This window comes from Pseudomonas sp. B22(2017), from assembly GCF_002113105.1.
Taxonomy (GTDB): domain Bacteria; phylum Pseudomonadota; class Gammaproteobacteria; order Pseudomonadales; family Pseudomonadaceae; genus Aquipseudomonas; species Aquipseudomonas asiatica.
The window spans coordinates 22,783-40,418 of record NZ_NEJN01000014.1 but is presented as its reverse complement, the minus strand read 5'-3'; the positions used below and the strand labels follow the sequence as shown (position 1 = coordinate 40,418).

18 protein-coding genes are annotated in these 17,636 nt (G+C 64.0%); 6 read left to right on the top strand and 12 right to left on the bottom strand.

The genetic code is table 11. From position 1 onward, the window contains the following. Positions 1 to 45 precede the first annotated feature (45 nt). The 4 genes from CAG18_RS22470 to CAG18_RS22455 form a co-directional block, all read right to left on the bottom strand. Positions 46 to 990 (bottom strand): LysR family transcriptional regulator, encoded by a 945-nt coding sequence (locus tag CAG18_RS22470; RefSeq protein ID WP_085619196.1) that lies wholly within the window; start codon positions 988 to 990, stop codon positions 46 to 48. A gap of 138 nt (positions 991 to 1,128) precedes the next feature. Then, on the bottom strand, positions 1,129 to 1,839 hold the full coding sequence (locus CAG18_RS22465) for a YebC/PmpR family DNA-binding transcriptional regulator (RefSeq protein ID WP_013972055.1): 711 nt from the start codon (positions 1,837 to 1,839) through the stop codon (positions 1,129 to 1,131). 226 nt (positions 1,840 to 2,065) lie between these two features. Beyond that, a complete protein-coding gene (locus CAG18_RS22460) occupies positions 2,066 to 3,457 on the bottom strand; it encodes an FAD-dependent oxidoreductase (RefSeq protein WP_015269947.1) in 1,392 nt (463 codons plus the stop codon). Between the two features lie 15 nt (positions 3,458 to 3,472). Then, on the bottom strand, positions 3,473 to 4,789 hold the full coding sequence (locus tag CAG18_RS22455; RefSeq protein WP_003259277.1) for an MFS transporter: 1,317 nt from the start codon (positions 4,787 to 4,789) through the stop codon (positions 3,473 to 3,475). A 243-nt stretch (positions 4,790 to 5,032) separates the two neighbouring features. On the opposite strand from CAG18_RS22455, the gene CAG18_RS22450 reads away from it, so the two are divergent. Beyond that, entirely contained in the window at positions 5,033 to 5,902 is an 870-nt protein-coding gene (locus tag CAG18_RS22450; RefSeq protein ID WP_013972053.1) for a LysR substrate-binding domain-containing protein, read from the top strand. A gap of 141 nt (positions 5,903 to 6,043) precedes the next feature. After that, entirely contained in the window at positions 6,044 to 6,415 is a 372-nt protein-coding gene (locus CAG18_RS22445) for a DUF2784 domain-containing protein (RefSeq protein ID WP_085721573.1), read from the top strand. Here the strand turns inward: CAG18_RS22445 and tam are convergent. The 3 genes from tam to CAG18_RS26845 form a co-directional block, all read right to left on the bottom strand. Beyond that, positions 6,405 to 7,181 carry a trans-aconitate 2-methyltransferase gene (gene tam, locus CAG18_RS22440; protein ID WP_015269944.1) on the bottom strand — a complete coding sequence of 259 codons (777 nt, stop codon included), beginning with the start codon at positions 7,179 to 7,181 and terminating at the stop codon, positions 6,405 to 6,407. The two genes, CAG18_RS22445 and tam, sit on opposite strands and share 11 nt — an antisense overlap. A gap of 260 nt (positions 7,182 to 7,441) precedes the next feature. Next, entirely contained in the window at positions 7,442 to 8,851 is a 1,410-nt protein-coding gene (locus CAG18_RS22435; RefSeq protein WP_013972050.1) for an amino acid permease, read from the bottom strand. Next, entirely contained in the window at positions 8,851 to 9,126 is a 276-nt protein-coding gene (locus tag CAG18_RS26845; protein WP_085619209.1) for a hypothetical protein, read from the bottom strand. The genes CAG18_RS22435 and CAG18_RS26845 overlap by 1 nt, the downstream gene beginning before the upstream one ends. A gap of 47 nt (positions 9,127 to 9,173) precedes the next feature. Between CAG18_RS26845 and CAG18_RS22430 the strand changes: the two genes are divergently transcribed. Further along, the gene (locus CAG18_RS22430; protein ID WP_085721572.1) at positions 9,174 to 10,598 is read left to right on the top strand and encodes a PLP-dependent aminotransferase family protein; all 1,425 of its coding nucleotides are present in this window, start codon (positions 9,174 to 9,176) and stop codon (positions 10,596 to 10,598) included. A gap of 343 nt (positions 10,599 to 10,941) precedes the next feature. Here CAG18_RS22430 and CAG18_RS22425 read toward each other — a convergent pair whose 3' ends face one another. From CAG18_RS22425 to CAG18_RS22415, 3 genes are read right to left on the bottom strand one after another with little or no spacing between them, the layout of a single operon-like run. Next, on the bottom strand, positions 10,942 to 11,964 hold the full coding sequence (locus CAG18_RS22425) for a histone deacetylase family protein (RefSeq protein WP_085721571.1): 1,023 nt from the start codon (positions 11,962 to 11,964) through the stop codon (positions 10,942 to 10,944). After that, positions 11,964 to 13,205 (bottom strand): Zn-dependent hydrolase, encoded by a 1,242-nt coding sequence (locus tag CAG18_RS22420; RefSeq protein ID WP_085721570.1) that lies wholly within the window; start codon positions 13,203 to 13,205, stop codon positions 11,964 to 11,966. Before CAG18_RS22420 ends, CAG18_RS22425 begins: the two co-directional genes overlap by 1 nt. Positions 13,206 to 13,235: 30 nt before the next feature. Continuing rightward, a complete protein-coding gene (locus CAG18_RS22415) occupies positions 13,236 to 14,540 on the bottom strand; it encodes an MFS transporter (RefSeq protein ID WP_013972046.1) in 1,305 nt (434 codons plus the stop codon). A 291-nt stretch (positions 14,541 to 14,831) separates the two neighbouring features. Here CAG18_RS22415 and CAG18_RS22410 point away from each other — a divergent pair, with 291 nt between their 5' ends. The 3 genes from CAG18_RS22410 to CAG18_RS22400 all read left to right on the top strand — a co-directional run bounded on the left by CAG18_RS22410 (position 14,832) and on the right by CAG18_RS22400 (position 16,873). Then, entirely contained in the window at positions 14,832 to 15,740 is a 909-nt protein-coding gene (locus CAG18_RS22410; RefSeq protein WP_013972045.1) for a LysR family transcriptional regulator, read from the top strand. A gap of 88 nt (positions 15,741 to 15,828) precedes the next feature. Continuing rightward, positions 15,829 to 16,224, top strand: a complete 396-nt coding sequence (locus tag CAG18_RS22405) for a hypothetical protein (protein ID WP_023662326.1) — start codon at positions 15,829 to 15,831, stop codon at positions 16,222 to 16,224. Positions 16,225 to 16,240: 16 nt separating this feature from the next. Then, positions 16,241 to 16,873, top strand: coding sequence for a BRCT domain-containing protein (locus tag CAG18_RS22400; protein WP_015269938.1), 633 nt, complete (start codon positions 16,241 to 16,243; stop codon positions 16,871 to 16,873). 15 nt (positions 16,874 to 16,888) lie between these two features. On the opposite strand, the gene CAG18_RS22395 is transcribed toward CAG18_RS22400, so the two are convergent. Beyond that, positions 16,889 to 17,170, bottom strand: a complete 282-nt coding sequence (locus CAG18_RS22395; RefSeq protein WP_085721569.1) for a type II toxin-antitoxin system RelE/ParE family toxin — start codon at positions 17,168 to 17,170, stop codon at positions 16,889 to 16,891. Beyond that, positions 17,160 to 17,405, bottom strand: a complete 246-nt coding sequence (locus CAG18_RS22390) for a type II toxin-antitoxin system Phd/YefM family antitoxin (protein WP_013972043.1) — start codon at positions 17,403 to 17,405, stop codon at positions 17,160 to 17,162. The genes CAG18_RS22395 and CAG18_RS22390 overlap by 11 nt, the downstream gene beginning before the upstream one ends. Positions 17,406 to 17,636 lie beyond the last annotated feature (231 nt).

Genomic DNA, 17,636 nt, shown 5'->3' with positions numbered 1-17,636 from the left:
TAGGCACCTGTCCTGAAGTGAATAACCCCGCTTCGCGCATACCTGCTATGGCAAACCCGCATGCCCACCCTGCACACCGAACTGCGACTGGCGCCACAACTCGAACACCCGGTTGCGCAACCAGCGGTGTTCGGCCGAGGCCTGCAGGCGCTGGTGCCACACCACCCAGTAGCGCTGGCTGTGGTCGATGAAGCCCAGCGGCCGCCAGGCCAGGTCATGCAGGCGGCACAGCTGCCGGGCGATGTGCTCGGGCACGGTGGCCAGCGCCTGGCTGTTGGCAATCACCTGCACGGTGGCCGAGAAGAACGGCACTTCCAGGCTGACCCGCCGTTGCAGGCCCTGGGCGCGCAAGTGGCGGTCGATGAAGCTGTCCTTGTCGCCTCCGCCGGAAATACGCACATGCTTGTGCGCCAGGTAGTCGGCCTGGCTGAGCGCACCGTGGGCAGCCAGCGGGTGGTCGTGGCGCATCAGGCACACTGCCCGGTCCTCGCCCAACAGCCGACCGTGCAGGTTGGGTGGCGACTCGTCGAACAACGTGGTGGCAAGGTCGATCTCGCCGCTGGCCAGCAAGGCGTACTGGCCGGCCTGCCAGGTGCGGTACTCCAGCGATACACCCGGCGCCTCGCGCTCCAGCGCCGCCACCAGCAGCGGCAGCATGTGCTCGGCCACATAGTCCGACGCGGCCAGACAGAAGCGCCGCTCGCAACGCGCCGGGTCGAACACTGCGGGCTGGCGCAGGGCGTGCAGCTCCTCGAGAACCTGGCGCAGGGGTTCGACCAGGGCTTCGGCGTGTTCGCTGAGCACGTAACCGCGGCCCTGGCGTACCAACAAGGGGTCGTCGAAGGCTTCGCGCAGGTGGGCCAGCTGGCGGCTAAGTGCGGACTGGCTGACGCCGAGGCGCTCGGCGGCGTGGCTGAGGTTCTTCAGCTGCAGCAGGTGGTCGAGGGTGCGCAGGTGGGCGAGGCTGAGGGAGGCGAAAGCGGGGTTCATCGGGGTTCGGCTCCAGACCGCTGGCGAGGGCTTTGCCCTCGTTTCGCGGCACAAGGCCGCTCCTACATGGGTCATGCGTTCCCCTGTAGGAGCGGCCTTGTGTCGCGATGGGCCGCAAAGCGGCCCCAGAGAAGCAGATCAGTCAGTCAGACCAACATAAACGTTCTGCACGTCATCGTTCTCGTCGATGGCTTCGAGGAACGCTTCCACCTCGGCCAGCGCTTCGGCACTCAGGCTGGCCGCGCTCACCGGGTTCTTCGGGGTGTAGCCGATCTTCGCCGAGGTCACGGTGAAGCCGTGCTCCGGCAGGGCCTTCTGCACGGCGTCAAGGTCGGTGGTGTCGGTGATGAACAGGGTCGAACCCTCTTCGTCACCTTCCTCGAAGTCCTGGGCGCCGGCTTCGATGGCCGCCATTTCCGGGTCGGCGTCGCCGTTCGGGGTGGCTTCGATCAGGCCGACATGGTTGAAGTCCCAGGCCACCGAACCGCTGGCACCCAGCTGGCCCTTGCGGAACAGCACGCGGATTTGCGCGACGGTGCGGTTGACGTTGTCGGTCAGGCACTCGACGATCAGCGGCACCTGGTGCGGGGCGAAACCTTCGTAGCTTACCGCCGAGTACTGCACGGCATCGCCGTCCAGGCCCGCGCCCTTGCGGATTGCGCGCTCCAGGGTCTCGCGGGTCATCGAGGCCTTCTTGGCCTGCTCGATGGCCAGGCGCAGGCGTGGGTTCATGTCCGGGTCGGCGCCGGACTTGGCGGCGATCTGGATCTCTTTGGACAGCTTGCCCATGATCTTGCCTTTGGCGTTGGCCGCGGCTTCTTTATGTTTGGCTTTCCACTGTGCGCCCATGTCGACTCTCTTGTTTCAGCGGCCGGTTCAGGAAGCGACCGGCCAAAAGTGGGTGCAGTTTATACGCCCTCTGGCCTGTGTTCGACAAGAAATCGCTGGGGCCGCTTCGCGACCCTATCGCGACACAAGGCCGCTCCTACAGAAGAAGCGCGCCAATCTGGGCTTGCGCGTCCCCCTGTAGGAGCGGCCTTGTGTCGCGACAGGGGTGCGAAGCGCCCCCAAAATATCAGCCTTTATCGGCCTTGCCCGCCGCCGCGGCAAACCGCGCCAGGCGCACATCCAGCCTGCGCGGCCGCAGCCCACGGTCCTCGGCCCGCTCCTTGCGGCGGATGGCATTGCGCACCATCAGCGAACCCAGGTAGCGGATCGGCTCGGGCGGGAACAGCCCCAGCGGCCCCTTGATCAGCGGCGAACGGGTCCATGGGTTGTCCAGCCCCAGTGCCAGCGACGACAGAATCTGCCCGCCCATGTGGCACGGCCCGACGCCGCTGCCGGAGTAACCAAAGCCGTAGAACACGTTGCCCTGCCCGTCCAGCCGGCCAAAGAACGGCAAACCGGTCACCGAGCGGTCGGACGGCCCGTTCCAGCTGGCCGCCAGCGGCACCTCGGCCAGCGCCGGGAAAAACCCGCCCAGGCTTTCACGCAGCAGCGGCCGGTACGGCGACGGCTGGTCGAACACCGGCAGCATGCGCCCGCCATAGGCGAAGGTATTGCCGCCCTTGCCGAGCATCAGCCGACCATCGGAGGTGTTGTGGTAGTAATGCACGAAAATCCGCGAATCGAGCACGCTGATGCCACTGTCCAGGCCGACCTGGTGCAGCAGCTCGGGGCAAGGTTCGGTGATCACCATGTCGCTGGAAACAATCGCCACGCTGCGTTCGAACTGCGGGAAAGCCCGCGCCATCCAGGCATTCAGGCCCAATACCACGCGGTCGGCGCGCACCGTGCCATGGGCCGTGCGCACCTGCACCGGGGCGCCGTGCTCCAGGCCGGTCATGGCGGTGCCCTCATGGATGCGCACGCCGCGCTGCAAGGCCACCCGGCGCAGGCCGCGCACCAGCTTGCCCGGCTGCACCGTGGCCGCGGCCGGCGAGAACCAGCCTTCCAGGTGCCGCGCCGAACCCGCCAGACGCTGCACCTGCGGCAGCGGCAGGCGGCGAAACGAGTTGATCCCCTTTTGCTCCAGCGCAGCGATCACCGCGTCGGTGGCGCCGACCTGCGCGGCGTTGGTGGCGGTGTACAGCGTGCCGTCCAGGCGGTAGTCGCAGTCGATGCCATTGGCCGCGCAGAACGCACCGATTTCACCGATGCTACGCTCGGACTCACGCACCAGGCGCACCGCCTCGGCCACCCCGAACAACCGCTCGAGGGTGAAGTACTTGGCCGACCAGGACAACGCACAGCCACCATTGCGGCCACTGGCACCGGCACCGCAGATATCGGCCTCGATCAGCACGATATCCAGGGCCGGCACCGCTTCCTTGAGCATCAGTGCGGTCCACAGGCCGGTATAGCCGCCGCCGACGATGCATACATCGCAACGGGCATCGCCTTGCAGCGGCGGGCACACCGCCTCTTGCGCCGAATCCAGGGCCTGTTGCAGCCAGAAGGGTCTCATTCGCTCGCTTTCCTTTCAGGTACGCAATGGCTTGATTGCCATGCTGGTATTCGGTGCCACGTCGGTGCTTTGCGCAGCGCTGGCCGGGCGGCTGTTCCAGTGCGGCAGCAGCACCAGCGCCGAGAACAGCGCGCAGCCGGCAAACACGATGAACACCGTGACGCCATCGAAGTATCCCGGCAGCAGCCCGCCCAGCACCGCCCCCACCGAGCCGCAGCCGTTGACGAAACCTGCTGCGGTGGCACCGGCCTTGGCGGTGCCGAAGTCGATGGCCGCAGCACCGCTGATCATCGAGTCTGGCCCGTACAGGGTCAGGCCCATGACGAACAGCAGGGCCACCACCAGGATCACGCTGCCGGTGTGCATGGCCGCCATGAATGCCGCCAGCGCCACGGTCAGCAGCACCAGGCTGATGACACAGGCCGGCATGCGCCGGGCGCCGAACAGCTTGTCGGAGGCAAGGCCGATGATGATCGGGCCGAGCAGCCCGGCCAGTTCGAAGGCTGTCGGGATGATCGCTGCCCCCACCTTGCCCACCGAGGGCATCTGCTCGAAGACGATCACCGGCCCCCACAGCAGGATGGCGTAGCGCGCCGGTTTCAACAGGAAGTACGCCAGCCCCAGGGTCAGCACCGTGCGGTTGCGCATGATCTCCTTCAGGGGCGCCCACACACTGCACAGGTTGCCGGCCGGGGCCATGCTCTGCGGCTCGGGCTCCACCGCCGGCAGGCCGACGTCTTCAGGCTTGTTGCGCTGCAGGAAGAAGAACAGCACGGCCACCAGTGCCACCACCGCGGCACTGGAGAAGAATGCCGCGTGCCAGGTACCGACCAGGGTGTAGGCCCACCAGCCGGCGAACGGCGAGGCCACCAGGCCGCCGAAGGCATAGCAGGAACTCCACAGGCCCAGCACCCGCCCACGCTGCGACGCCGGGAAGAAGCTGCCGATGTTCTTGCACAACCCGGCCCAGCCGGTGGATTGCGCCAGGCCCTGCACCAGCATGCAGGTGGCGAAGATCGGGAATGTGGCGTAACTGCCCATTACCACCGCCGCAACAGCAGAAATCAGCAGGCCGCCGAGCACCACCACGCGTGGGCCAAAGCGGTCGGCAAGCATGCCCCAGGTGAACTGGCCCACGGCGTAGGCGGCCAGGTAGATGGCGTCGAGGTTGGCCATGGCGGCCTTGTCGAGCATGAAGTCGGGGTCTTCACCGATGCCCAGCTTGGCCACCGAGAAGGCCTTGCGGGTGAAGTAGAAGGCGGCGTAGGCCAGCCAGGTAATGGCGAAAATCTGGATACGCCAGCGTTTGAACGCGGCTAGGGATTGGTTCATGTAAGTCTGACCTCTTGCTTGAGTGTGCCGGCAGAATGTGAAGAAACGCCTGTCTTGTTCTTGTGTTACGCACAGCGATGACGAGGCTGTCATCGGGTCAGATGGCGCCGTTTGGGTGCCATGGCCCTGGCGGCACTTGTGGTGCCAGCGTCGGGCTGACATGCATGGAAACAGTTGCGCTAAGATAAATAAAATCGATTTATCGTATTTCACACATAAGCCCAGCTTGTTACTGAGGTCGTCATGTCGGTTTCCCACGCACAACTCAAGGCCTTCCACGCCGTCGCGGTGCACGGCAGCTTTACCCGCGCCGCCGAAAAGCTGTTTCTTACCCAGCCCGCGGTGTCGGACCAGGTGCGCAAACTGGAGGAGCGCTTCGGCGTCTTGCTGTTCCACCGCAACAAGCGTTCGGTGCAGCTCACCGACCTCGGCGAACGCCTGCTGGGCATCAGCCAGCGCCTGTTCGCCTGCGAGGCCGAGGCCCATGAACTGCTGCAGGATTCGCGTGCGCTGCACACCGGCAGCCTGGTGCTGGCGGTGGACGCGCCGGTGCACGTGCTGCCGCAGATCGCCCGCTTCTGCCAGCGCTACCCGGGCATCCAGGTCAAGATCGAGACCGGCAACACCGACGAGTCGCTGGCCCGGCTGTTCAGCTACCAAGCCGACCTGGCCCTGCTGGGGCGGGACGTCGACGATGAGCGGCTGCACTGCCTGCCGCTGCGCCGCGACCCGATGGTGGCGTTTGTCTCGCACCAGCACCCCTGGGCCAGCCGCGGCGCGATCAGCCTGGCGGACCTGGACGATACACCGCTGGTACTGCGCGAGCCCGGGTCGGTGACGCGGCAGACGCTGGAAGAAGAAATGCAACGGGCCGGGCTGCGGATTCGCCCGGCGATCCAGGTGGAAGGCCGGGAAGCGGCGCGGGAAGCGGTGGTGGTGGGGATTGGTGTGGGGGTGGTGTCGGCGGCTGAGTTTGGTGCGGATGCGCGGGTGTGCGCGTTGCCGATCGTCGATTGCCAGCGGCACCTGACCGAGACACTGGTGTGCCTGAGCGAGCAGCGCACGCGGCGGGTGGTGGCGACCTTCCTGCAGATGGTGGAGGAAGGGTTGTAAGCCTGTGCCGGCCCTTTCGCAGCACAAGGCTGCTCCTGCAGGATTATCGCATTCCCCTGTAGGAGCAGCCTTGTGCTGCGAAGGGGCCGGTACAGGCAACCCAACTATGCTGGGATAACCTCAACCCTCGGCACACAACCCATGCTCTACCGCCTTGCCGCCGACACCCTGGTCCTGCTGCACCTGCTCTTCATCCTGCTGGTGCTGTTCGGCGGCCTGCTGATACTGCGTTGGCGCCCTGCCCTGCTGCTGCACCTGCCGGTGCTGGCCTGGGGCCTGGCGGTGGAATGCCTGCACCTGGGCTGCCCGCTGACCACCTGGGAAAACCGCATGCGCAACGCGGCTGGTGACGCGGGCTACCATGGCGGCTTCGTCGAGCACTATATCTGGCCGTTGATCTACCCCGCCGGGCTGACTCCACACATCCAGCTGCTGCTGGGCACTTTCGTGCTGCTGCTCAACCTCGGCGTCTACGGTTACGTGGCCTGGCGCTGGCGCCGCCCTAGCGGGTAGCGATCACGAACAGCCGCGGGAACGGCAACAGCACCTTGCCATCGGTGGCCGGCGGGTAGTCGCGTTGCATCGCCTGCAGGTACATCTGCAGGAAATCCGTCTGCTCCTGGGGATCCAACCGCGCCAGGTATGGTCGCAAGGCCGAACCCTTGAACCATTCCACCACGGCTTCTGCGCCACCGGCCAACGGGTGGTGGTAAGTGGTACGCCACACATCCACCCGTGCACACAGCGGGCTGAGCAGGTCGTAGTAGAACGCCGCGCTGTGCCGTGGCGGCAGCTGGAAATCAGCGAACTTCGCCGCCCAAGGTCCCTGGCTGGCAATTTCGCGCAGTTGCCGGTGGGCCGGCTCATCGAGGTTGTCCGGGGTCTGCACGGCCAGGCTGGCACCTTCGCTCAGCTGGCGCACCAGGTGCGGGTACAGCGAGGCGTGGTCGGGTACCCATTGCAGCGAGGCATTGGCCAGGATCAGGTCCTGCGGCTCGGGGGCGGACCAGCCGGCAATGTCAGCGATGACTGTGCGCACGCGGGGGATGCACAGCCGTTTGCGCTCGCGGGCCTTGTCGATCATGTCCGGGTCGCTGTCTAGGGCCGTCACCTGGGCATCCGGGTAACGTTGCAGCAGCACCTCGGTGGAATTGCCAGGGCCACAGCCCAGGTCGGTGGCGTGGCGTACCGGGCGTGCCGGTACAGCGGCCAGCAGGTCACGCACCGCGCGGGTACGCTCGTCTTCGAATTGCGAATACTGGGTGGCGGACCAGGCCATGTGAAGCTCCTTTGGGCGGGCAATGTGTTCAGCATATTGCCATCTGCACTATTCTGATAGGTCTGACGCGGTCCTTGTGGGAGCGGCCTTGTGTCGCGAAAGGGCTGCAAGGCGGCCCCATGGTTCTCCAGTGTTGCAGACATCCTGGGGCTGCTTTGCAGCCCTTTCGCGACACAAGGCCGCTCCCACAAAACCTGGCCCAATAACGCAAAACGGCCGGGTCCCCGAGGGAGCCGGCCGTTTCGAGAAGCGAGTGACGCTTAGTGCTGCTTGCCAGTACGGATCTGGTGCACTACACCCATCGCCACCACGATTGCCGCGGCGATACCGGTGGAAATCACCAGGATCTGGTAGTCAGGCATGAAGGCCATGGTCACCAGAGCAGCCACGATGAACGCGATAACCAGGTAGGTCAGCCATGGGAACAGCCACATCTTCAGGCGTACTTCCTTGCCTTCGGCAACCAGCTTGCGGCGCATGCGCAGCTGCGAGAAAGCAATCACCAGGTACACCAGCAGGGCAATCATGCCGGTGGTGTTCATCAGGGTTTCCAGCACGTCTTTCGGGCGCAGGGTCTCGCTGAAGTTGATCAGCGCACACACCACGGCCACGGCGCACGAACCCATGATCGCGTACACCGGTACACCGGTGCCGGCACGGGTGATCTTGAAGAACGACGGCGCGTCGCCACGCTGGGCCAGGGAGAACAGCATGCGCGAAGCAGTGTAGTGGCCCGAGATCAGGCAGCTGCTCACCGAGGTCAGCACCACGAAGTTCATCAGCAGCTCGGCATACGGCACGCCCAGCAGTTCCAGGGTGCGGCGGTAGGCGCCATAGCCGGAAACGCCCAGGTGCGGATCGTTCCACGGTACCAGGCAGACGATCAGGAAGATCGACCCCACGTAGAACAGGCACACACGCCAGACCACCGAGTTGGTCGCCTTGACGATCTGCGCGGCCGGGTCCTTGGCTTCGGAAGCGGCGATGGTGACGATTTCCGCGCCGAGGAAGGCGAACATCACCCCGAGCAAGGCACCGATCACTGTAGTGATGCCATTGGGCATGAAGCCTTCGGCGGTGAGGTGGCTGATGCCACGCACTTCACCGAACTGCCAGATGTTCAGCACGGCAGCGGTACACACGATCAGGAAGCAGACGATCGCGATCACCTTGATCAAGGCGAACCAGAACTCGAACTCACCGTAGTGCTTGACGTTGAAGAAGTTGACGGTGATCAGCAACAGGGTCGTGGCCAGCACGAACACGTTGACGCTGACGTCGGGGAAGAAACCATGCAGGATCTTGCCCGCCACATAAGCTTCCCAGGCCATGAGGATGACCCAGTACCACCAGTACAGCCAGCCGATGGTGAAACCGGCCCAACGGCCGATGGCGCGATCGGCGTAGGTGGAGAACGAACCGGTGTCTGGCGAGGAAGTCGCCATTTCACCCAGCATGCGCATGATCAGTACCACCAGGATGCCGCCTGCCAGGTAGGCCAGCACAGCAGCTGGGCCGGCGCTGTGAATCACGCTGCCGGAACCGACGAACAAGGCGCCGCCGATAACCCCGGCGATCGACATCATCGTCAGGTGGCGCGACTTGAGCGAGGCACTGAGCTTGCTCTCATGCCCGCTTTTCGCGGTGGTGGTTGTGGATGTTGCGTCCATCAGTTGTGTACCCCGTGCTTCTTTTTATCCAAGGAAAACTGTGAAACCCCGATGGCTGGCGGTTTCACGTACATCAGTGCTAATGCGCGCAGGATGGTGTGAGCGAACACACGCAGGCCTTCCATGGCGGCCTGCTGACGCGCCCCAGGGCAGGCGCCTGGAGCGAACTGAACATGCTTTAGGTGGCGATATCTGACACCTAATGTAAAAATGTCCGACGCAGAGAGCCATGCACAGTGGCATGAAACTCGCACTGCACTGTACAGGTCGCCCATGCAATACACCTTGCAAACGCCGGGCGATACGCAACCTGAAGGCCCAAATGTTCGAATTACATCCAGACTCCTCGACCCCGCTGGTGAACCAGATCATCGACGGGCTGCGCGAGCTGATCGACAACCAGACCCTCAAGCCAGGCGCCAAGGTCCCCTCGATCCGCGCCTTTGCCGCGAGCTATTCGGTGAGCACCTTCACCGTGGTCGAGGCCTACGACCGTCTGGTCGCCCAGGGCCTGCTGGTGAGCCGGGGCAATGCGGGGTTCTTCGTCAACCGCGCGGCGGGCGAATTGCTCGACCCGCACAACGCCGAGGCCGACACCAGTCGACCAACGTTCAACTCCGAGTGGTACCTGCAGCAGATCTTCGAAATCCGCCAATTGCCGTTCAAGCCCGGGTGCGGCTGGCTGCCCAACGACTGGATGTATGAAGACGGCCTGCGCCGCGGCCTGCGCCAGGTGGCCGGCAGCCCGCTGGAGCTGTCGGGCTACGGCGACCCCATGGGCCTGCCCGAGCTGCGCGCGCTGACCGCGCAGAACCTGCAGCAGGAACTGTCTATCGTCGCCAACCCGGCGCAGCTGATGCTTACCCATGGCGCCAGCCAGGCCCTGGACCTGGCCGCGCGCACCCTGGTACGCCCGGGCGACGTGGTGCTGGTGGACGACCCGGGCTACCCCAACCTGATGAGCATCCTGCGTACCCAGGGCGCGACCCTGGTCGGCGTGCCGCGCACACCGGCCGGCTACGACCTGAACCAGCTGGAGCAGTTGCTCACCCATCACCGCCCCACTGCATTCTTCACCCAGCCGCACCTGCACAGCCCGACCTGCTCGCGCACGCCGCTGCCGCAGCTGCACCGCCTGCTGCAACTGGCCAGCCAGCACGGCTTCCGCCTGGTGGAGAACAACCTGTACGCCGACATGGTCGCCGAACCGCAGCCGTGCCTGGCCAGCCTCGACCACCTGCAGCAGGTGGTGTACGTGGGCAGCTACTCCAAGAGCATTTCGCCCAATGTGCGGGTCGGCTACATGCTGGCCAACCCCGAGCTGATGCAGAAGCTGCTGCACCTGAAAATGCGCTCTGGCCTGACCACCTCGCAGGTTATGGAGCGTGTGGTGTATGCCGCGATCATCGACGGGCGCTGGCGCAAGCACCTCAAGCGCCTGCGCCAGCGGCTGGCCGAGGCGCACCAGGAAGTTGGCCGGCATCTGCATCGGTTGGGCTTCGAGCTGTTCATCGAGTCGGATGAAGGGATGTATATCTGGACCCGCCACCCGGCGATTCCGGACAGCGCGGCGCTGCTGGATGATGCGTTGGAGAAAGGCATCATGTTGGGGCCTGGGCAGTTGTTCATGGTCGATGCCAAAGCGACCGGCTGGATGCGGTTCAACGTGGCGTTCAGTACCGAGCCGGCGATGTGGGAGTTGCTGGAGAAGGTGTTGGTGAAGCATGTGCGGCGGGGTGGGGTGTAACGGGCTGCGGGGTGTTCGCCACAACACCTTCAGCGCCTATGAGATCGAGCGCCGCCCGCGCGGCGCTTCGCGGGACAAGCCCGCTCCCACATCTGTTTCGGGCCAATTACTCCTGCGCCAGATAGGTTGCAGCCTTGGGGCATGGCTGAAGATCGATGAAGAGCAGTCGCGCCCCCTCGATATCGAATGGAACAAACAAGGCGGACACAGGTGCCCTCACAGGAGTGACTGGCCCGAAACAGATGTGGGAGCGGGCTTGTCCCGCGAAGCGCCGCGCGGGCGGCGCTCGATCTCATAGGCGCTGAAACTGTCAAGGCAAGCACCTGTCAGCCCCGACACTACGTTATCGCCAGTCCGCCTTGTCGGCAAAAAACGCCTGCGCATTCGCCTCCAGGCTCTCCAGGTGATACCCCCCTTCCTGCACGATCAGGCACGGCAAGCGCATCGCCCGAATCCGCTCGCCCAATACCGCAAACCCTTCAGTCGTCACCGCCACCTTGCTCTGCGGGTCGAGTTCGTAGATATCGAACCCCAGCGACAACACCAGCACCTCGGCGCCGAAGTCCTTCACTACAGCCAGCGCAACCTCCAGCTGGCCCATGAAGTCCGCTTCGCTAGCCCCATGCGCCATCGGCAAGTTGAGGTTGTACCCCTCCCCCGCACCGCTGCCACGCTCGTCCGCGAACCCGGCCACACCCGGGTAGAAGTTGGTGGGGTCGCCATGCACCGATACATACAGCACATCCCGGCGGTCGTAGAAGATTTCCTGAATCCCCTGCCCGTGGTGCATGTCGGTATCGAGGATGGCCACGCGGCTGTAGCGGCTGCGCAAGGCCTGGGCAGCGACAGCGGCGTTGTTGAGGTAACAGAAACCACCGGCCGCATCGAAGCGCGCATGGTGGCCTGGCGGCCGGCACAGGGCATAGGCCGCCGGCTCGCCGTCGAGAATGGCCTTGGCACCGGCCACTGCGCTTTGCGCAGACCAATAGGCCGAGCGCCAGGTGTGTTCGCCTACAGGGCAGCTGCCGTCAGCCAGATAGCGCCCGGCCTGGGCGAGGATGCCGCGCAGGGCGTTGGGTTCACGCACGAAGATGTTGGACATGACCTCGTCGCCCCAGTCCTCGGGCACTTCCTTCCAGCGCGCATGGGCCTCTTCGAGGAAGGCCAGGTAGGCCTCGCCATGCACTGCCTTGAGCGGCTCGAGGCCGGCGTCCTCAGGCTGACGGATGTCGAAGCCCAGATCCTTGGCCGCCTGCAGCAGGCGCTGGGCACGCTCGGGGACTTCCTGCGGGGTGCGCATGGCGCCGCGCGAGTAGTAGCTGCGTGGGTGGTGCAGCAGCTGTTCGGGGTGGAAGTAGCAACGCATCAGGCTTCTCCTTGTTCGACAATGTCCGCGCGGGCCAGCACGGCATTGAGCAGTACATCGGCACCCTGGCGGGCGTCGTCGGGCAACACGTCTTCGGCTTCGTTGTGGCTCAAGCCGCCGACACAGGGGATGAACACCATGGCGGTCGGGCAGTAGCGGGCCAGCAGGATGGCGTCGTGGCCGGCGCCGCTGACGATCGACTGCTGGGCATAGCCGAGGCCATCCACCGCCTGCTGCACGGCGGCTACGCAATCGGCATCGAATGGCGTGGCCGGGCTTGTCCAGTGGCGCTCGATACGCACCCGCAACCCGCGTTGATTGGCGATGGCTTGCAGCTTCAAAGTCAGCTCGCGTTCCATCGCCTCGATGGCTTCGTCCCGGTGATGACGCAGGTCGACTGTGAACTGCAGCAGCCCCGGAATGGTGTTGCGCGAGGACTTGGCGATGGACAGTTCACCCACCGTGGTCAGGCCTTCAGGGGCAAAATCGGCAGCCAGTTGCTCGACTGCCTGGATCATCCGCGCGGTGCCATACAGGGCATCCTTGCGCAGTGGCATCGGCGTGGTACCGGCGTGCGCGGCCATGCCTTCGACCGTGACGTCGAGCCATCGGATAGCCTGCCCGCCGCTGACCACGCCGATGGCCTTGGCGTTGTCTTCAAGGATCGGGCCTTGCTCGATGTGGGCCTCGAAATAGGCATCGACCTGGCCACCCAGCGGGCGCCGGCCGGCGTAACCGGTGCGCTGCAGTTCGTCGGCGACGCTGATGCCATCGGCATCGCGAATGGCCAGCGCTTCGTCCAGCGCCAGGGTACCGGTGAACACCGCCGAACCGAACATGGCCGGGGTGAAGCGGGCGCCCTCCTCGTTGGTCCATACGGCGATCTCCAGCGGCTTGCGCGTCTGGATGTTCAGGTCATTGAGCCGGCGCACCACTTCAAGGCCTGCCAGCACACCGTAGACGCCATCGAAACGGCCGCCCTCAGGTTGGGTGTCGAGGTGGCTGCCCATCATCACCGGCGCTGCATCGGGGTCGCTGCCAGCGCGGCGGGCGAACAGGTTGCCGATGGCATCCACAGTCCGCGTCAGGCCGGCTTCGCGGCACCAGTGGCTGAACAGTTCACGGCCAGCCTTGTCCTCGTCGCTCAGGGCCAGGCGGCAGCTGCCGCCACGGGCGGTAGCGCCGATTTCGGCCATGGCCATCAGGCTCGCCCACAGGCGTTCGCCATTGCTTTTCAACATGTGCGGGTACTCCAGAAAAAAGCGGTTCGATCAGGCCAGTTCCAGGCGCTGGCTGCGGGCGTACTGGCGCGCCAGGGCGAGCACGCAGACCAGCGAAATGGTTGCGATCAAGGTGTAGAACACCGCCATCGGCCACCATTGGCCGGTGAAGGTGTGGGCCAGCCACGTACCGATCAGCGGGGTCAGGCCGCCGGCGATGGCGCCGCAGATCTGGTAGGCCAGGGATATGGCGGTGTAGCGCACGCGGGTGTCGAACATGCCGCTGACATAGCCGGCGATCACCGCGTAGAACGACGCCATGCACGCTGCGGCCAGGGCGATGCCGAGCACGATCAACGGGCCCTGGCCAGAGCTGACCAGCACGAACATCGGGTAAGGCGAGGCCATCGCCAGCAACGCGACCAGGGCCAGGAAGCGGGTGGCGCCGATCTTTTCCGATAGCCAGGCGGCCAACGGCTGCACGCAGAACTGGATGATCGCCACGAAGAACAGGCACTCCAGGATCAAGGAGCGCTCCAGGTGCAATTGCGTGGTGGTGTAGCTGATCATGAAGGTGTTGGTAAAGTAGACCCCGGCAATACCCAAGGTATTGGCACCGATGCATAGCAACAGCGGGCGCCAGGCCGTGCGAAGCACTTCGAATACCGGGGCCTGCTCCTTGCGCCGGGCCTTTTCCGCCTGCTCGCGGCTGGCGATGAACTCGGGCGACTCATTCACCCCCAGGCGAATCGCCAGGCCCACCAGCAGCAACAGCGCGCTGGCCAGGAACGGCACGCGCCAGCCCCAGTTCATCAGGTCTTCTTCCGGCAGGCGGGTGACCGCGCCAAAGGCCAGCAGCGACAGGATCAGGCCCGCCGGGCTGCCCAGTTGGGCGAACGAGGCAAAGAAGTTGCGCCGGCCCTTGGGTGCATGTTCACCGGCCATCAGCACCGCCCCGCCCCACTCACCGCCCACGGCAATGCCCTGGACGATGCGCAGCAGGATCAGCAGTACCGGCGCGGTGGCGCCGATTTGTGCGTAGGTCGGCAGCAGGCCGATGCCCACGGTGACGATGCCCATCATCAGCAAGGTGATGACCAGCGACTTCTTGCGGCCGATACGGTCGCCCACGTGGCCGAAGACGATGCCCCCCAGCGGCCGGGCGAAGAAGCCAACGGCGAAGGTGCCGAACGCGGCCATGGTGCTGAACAGGCTGTTGTCGGAGGGGAAGAACAGCGCGCCGAACACCAGGGCGGCGGCGGTGGCGTAGATGTAGAAGTCGTACCACTCGATCATGGTACCGATGAACGCGGCGGCGGCGGCACGGCGTGGCTGGGGGGAAGCGGTGGGCTTCATGGGGGCTCCTTTGCTTGTTGTTCTGGCAGGAGTTGTCAGGGGCACGGTGGCGCTCTTGTGGCGCTTGGCCTGTTGGTCTGGTGTCAGCTTCTTCGCGGGTAAACCCGCTCCCACAGGGATTGCACAAGGTCTGCAAGCGCTGCAGTACCTGTGGGAGCGGGTTTACCCGCGAAGAAGCTGACACCAGACCAACAGGCCTCGATACCTGCGATTTATCGGCCCGGGGCTATGATTAGTCAATTTTCTATTTATTATTCGAAATATTAGCCTTGCTTATTATCGAGCCCTGCCATGCCCGACCGTCTGCTCAACGACCGCCTCGACTGGAACCTGCTGCGCACCTTCCGGGTCATCGGCCAGGAGCTGTCCATCAGCCGTGCTGCCGCGCGCCTGCACCTCACCCAGCCGGCAGTGAGCCAGGCGCTCAAGCGCCTTGAAGAACAGCTTGGCCGCCAGCTCATCGCCCGCCGCGGGCCGCGCTTCGTGCTGACGGAAATGGGCGAGCAGCTGTTCCAGCTGGCTGGCGAGGTCTATGGGCAGATGTCGCAGATCGGCGGCTTGCTGGAGCAGCCGGCGGACGAACTGGTGGGCAAGGTACGCCTGCTGATGATCAGCCGTATCGTCAACGAACACTTCGACGACTTCCTCGCCGACTTCCACCGCCAGCACCCGCGGGTGGAGCTGGAGATCGACGTGATGCGCAGCTCCGACATCGTTGCCGCCCTGCAGGAAAAAACCGCCACGGCGGGCCTCAGCCTTAACCGGCGTGCGCAGCCACGGCTGGAGCAACGGTTGTTCCTGCGCCAGCGCTATGCGTTCTTCTGTGGCAAGCACCACGCATTATTTGGCCAGGACGAGGGCGATCTGCAGCGCGAGAACTTCGTCAGTTTCACCAGTGACCAGATTGGCGGCATGCTGTCGCCACTGACCATTTTCCGCGACCAGCAGGGGTTTGCCGGGCGGATCGTGGCATCGTCACCAAGCCTTGAGGAGGTACGCCGGCTGGTGATTGCCGGGTTTGGCATAGGTTGCCTGCCCGAGCATGTGGTAGCGCCGGATGTAGACGCCGGGTTGTTGTGGAAGCTGCCGCCGCAGGAAGGGATTGCCGATGTGGATATCCACCTGTTGTGGAACAGGGAGCAGCGCTTCAGCCGCGCGGAAGAGGTGTTTATCGAGGCGTTGCAGCACAGCCTTGACTGAACGCAGAGCTGGGGTCGGCGAGCACTGGACACGATAGTGGCCAATTAGTAGCATCCAGACCAACTGAACATTACGGACAATCTCAGTCATGGATCGAGCTACCGGGGTCATTCGACGCCCCATTCATCACCCCATCCGCCCCTTGATCACCTGGGAAGAAGCATGGAAGGGGCCCGACGAGGGCTTGATCCGCTGCTGGGAGATTGGCCGTGAGCGGGCTCTGGCCCAGCCAGAACTTGCCCGGCACTGCGCCGATGGCGCGCTCCCGGTGCTAGGTTGGAAAGGTGGCCATGATCGCGCATTGAAGAAACCGATGAAGTACGGTTCGTTCAAGTACCTGGCGCAATGGCAGGGCCTTCGCGGCGAGGATCTGTTCATCGATACGCGAACAGAGCTCACCCTGACCTGTAATCACACCGGCATGCTGACAACGTTCACACCGGACCAGGAAAAATACGCCAACGCTGTGATGCTGATGGAATAGCAACGAGGAACAGGGAATGGTCGATCTTCATCAGGAATTTCAGAACAGCCGCTTTTTTCACGAAGCGCGGATCGCGCAGCGCTCGGTTGATGGGTTGATTGGAATCGCTGCGGGCCTGACTGCTGACAATCAGGTCAATCAACAAGAAGCCGAGTTCCTCAAAGGATGGATGGAGCAGCAACTCGTTCATCTTGAGGATCCGGTCATCAATTTGCTGTACCGGCGCCTGAGCGACATGCTCAAGGACAATATGCTGGATGCTGCCGAGTCGGCTGAACTGCTTGAGCTATTGCAGCAGTTCACCGGCAAGCCGCGCTGCAGCGACAACCCATTCTCTTCACCCACCTCACTGCCACTCGATAACCCCGAACCCACACTGGAGTGGACAGGCCGCATGTTCCTGTTTACCGGCACAATGGCTTACGGGCCTCGCAAAGCATGCGAAGCGCTGGTAGTCGAACGTGGGGGTTCAATCGCCGCGGGGGTGAACAAGAAGACCCACTACCTGGTCATTGGCAGTATTGGCAACGAGCAGTGGCTGCACAGCAGTTATGGCACGAAGATCAAGAAAGCCGTGGAAATCAGGGAAGCGGGTGCGAACATTGCGATCATAAGCGAGGCGCATTGGCAGCGTGCGGCGTTTGGTTGATGGCCATGATGGCGTTTACCGCTTCTGAGCGGATCGATACACCTCGCTACGCTCGCGCTTGCCAACCGATACCACCACTACAACGATACGCTCCTCCTCGACTCGATAGACGAGGCGATATCCAGAGGCCTTGAGCTTGATTTTGTAGTGGTTCGGCAGGTCACGCAGCGCGTCGGCCTGTACCTTGGGTGACTGCAGGCGCTCGGCGAGTTTTTTCTTGATCTGTTCGCGCACGGTGTGGCCTAGCTTGCCCCACTCTTTCAGTGCCGAAGGCAGGAATTCGAGTTTATAGGTCATCCAGGGAAACCGGTACGCCTTTTTCACCCAACCTCGACTTGGCCAGTTCGCTCAATTCGAGATCTTCCAAGCGCTCCATCATGGCCTCGTACAGTTCGGCCGGCACCATGTAACCCATCACGCGGTTGTGATTGAGCACGGCGACGGGCATACCCGCAGCGCCGGTCATCACCGCGGATGGGTTCTTTTTCAGTTCCGACACGCTTACGGCCACGTCAGCGAATATGTTTTGCATGTTTGCACCCTCAATAGAGAGCCATATTTTGGTCCATATATAGGACACAAACAAGTCGTCACTGCTCAAGCACAGAGGTGAGACACGACAGGCGAAATGCCGTCTTTGTGGGAGATCGCCCAGCCCTTTGAATCCAACGCGGTGCATGGCACCGGCTGCGCCGGTGTTCGCGGCTAAAGCCGCTCCCACAGGGTCCCTGCTAACTAAATGAGTCATTTGCAGTTCCATGAG

What these genes read in the sequence shown, in the direction of transcription:
- CAG18_RS22450 (WP_013972053.1), top strand. Translation starts at nt 5,033, where the DNA reads ATGTCGGTTTCCCACGCACAACTCAAGGCCTTCCACGCCGTCGCGGTG.
- CAG18_RS22405 (WP_023662326.1), top strand. Translation starts at nt 15,829, where the DNA reads ATGGATCGAGCTACCGGGGTCATTCGACGCCCCATTCATCACCCCATC.
- CAG18_RS22410 (WP_013972045.1), top strand. Translation starts at nt 14,832, where the DNA reads ATGCCCGACCGTCTGCTCAACGACCGCCTCGACTGGAACCTGCTGCGC.
- CAG18_RS26845 (WP_085619209.1), bottom strand. Translation starts at nt 9,126, where the DNA reads ATGGGCGACCTGTACAGTGCAGTGCGAGTTTCATGCCACTGTGCATGG.
- tam (WP_015269944.1), bottom strand. Translation starts at nt 7,181, where the DNA reads ATGGCCTGGTCCGCCACCCAGTATTCGCAATTCGAAGACGAGCGTACC.
- CAG18_RS22430 (WP_085721572.1), top strand. Translation starts at nt 9,174, where the DNA reads ATGTTCGAATTACATCCAGACTCCTCGACCCCGCTGGTGAACCAGATC.
- CAG18_RS22395 (WP_085721569.1), bottom strand. Translation starts at nt 17,170, where the DNA reads ATGACCTATAAACTCGAATTCCTGCCTTCGGCACTGAAAGAGTGGGGC.
- CAG18_RS22455 (WP_003259277.1), bottom strand. Translation starts at nt 4,789, where the DNA reads ATGAACCAATCCCTAGCCGCGTTCAAACGCTGGCGTATCCAGATTTTC.
- CAG18_RS22445 (WP_085721573.1), top strand. Translation starts at nt 6,044, where the DNA reads ATGCTCTACCGCCTTGCCGCCGACACCCTGGTCCTGCTGCACCTGCTC.
- CAG18_RS22390 (WP_013972043.1), bottom strand. Translation starts at nt 17,405, where the DNA reads ATGCAAAACATATTCGCTGACGTGGCCGTAAGCGTGTCGGAACTGAAA.
- CAG18_RS22425 (WP_085721571.1), bottom strand. Translation starts at nt 11,964, where the DNA reads ATGCGTTGCTACTTCCACCCCGAACAGCTGCTGCACCACCCACGCAGC.
- CAG18_RS22470 (WP_085619196.1), bottom strand. Translation starts at nt 990, where the DNA reads ATGAACCCCGCTTTCGCCTCCCTCAGCCTCGCCCACCTGCGCACCCTC.
- CAG18_RS22420 (WP_085721570.1), bottom strand. Translation starts at nt 13,205, where the DNA reads ATGTTGAAAAGCAATGGCGAACGCCTGTGGGCGAGCCTGATGGCCATG.
- CAG18_RS22400 (WP_015269938.1), top strand. Translation starts at nt 16,241, where the DNA reads ATGGTCGATCTTCATCAGGAATTTCAGAACAGCCGCTTTTTTCACGAA.
- CAG18_RS22415 (WP_013972046.1), bottom strand. Translation starts at nt 14,540, where the DNA reads ATGAAGCCCACCGCTTCCCCCCAGCCACGCCGTGCCGCCGCCGCCGCG.
- CAG18_RS22465 (WP_013972055.1), bottom strand. Translation starts at nt 1,839, where the DNA reads ATGGGCGCACAGTGGAAAGCCAAACATAAAGAAGCCGCGGCCAACGCC.
- CAG18_RS22435 (WP_013972050.1), bottom strand. Translation starts at nt 8,851, where the DNA reads ATGGACGCAACATCCACAACCACCACCGCGAAAAGCGGGCATGAGAGC.
- CAG18_RS22460 (WP_015269947.1), bottom strand. Translation starts at nt 3,457, where the DNA reads ATGAGACCCTTCTGGCTGCAACAGGCCCTGGATTCGGCGCAAGAGGCG.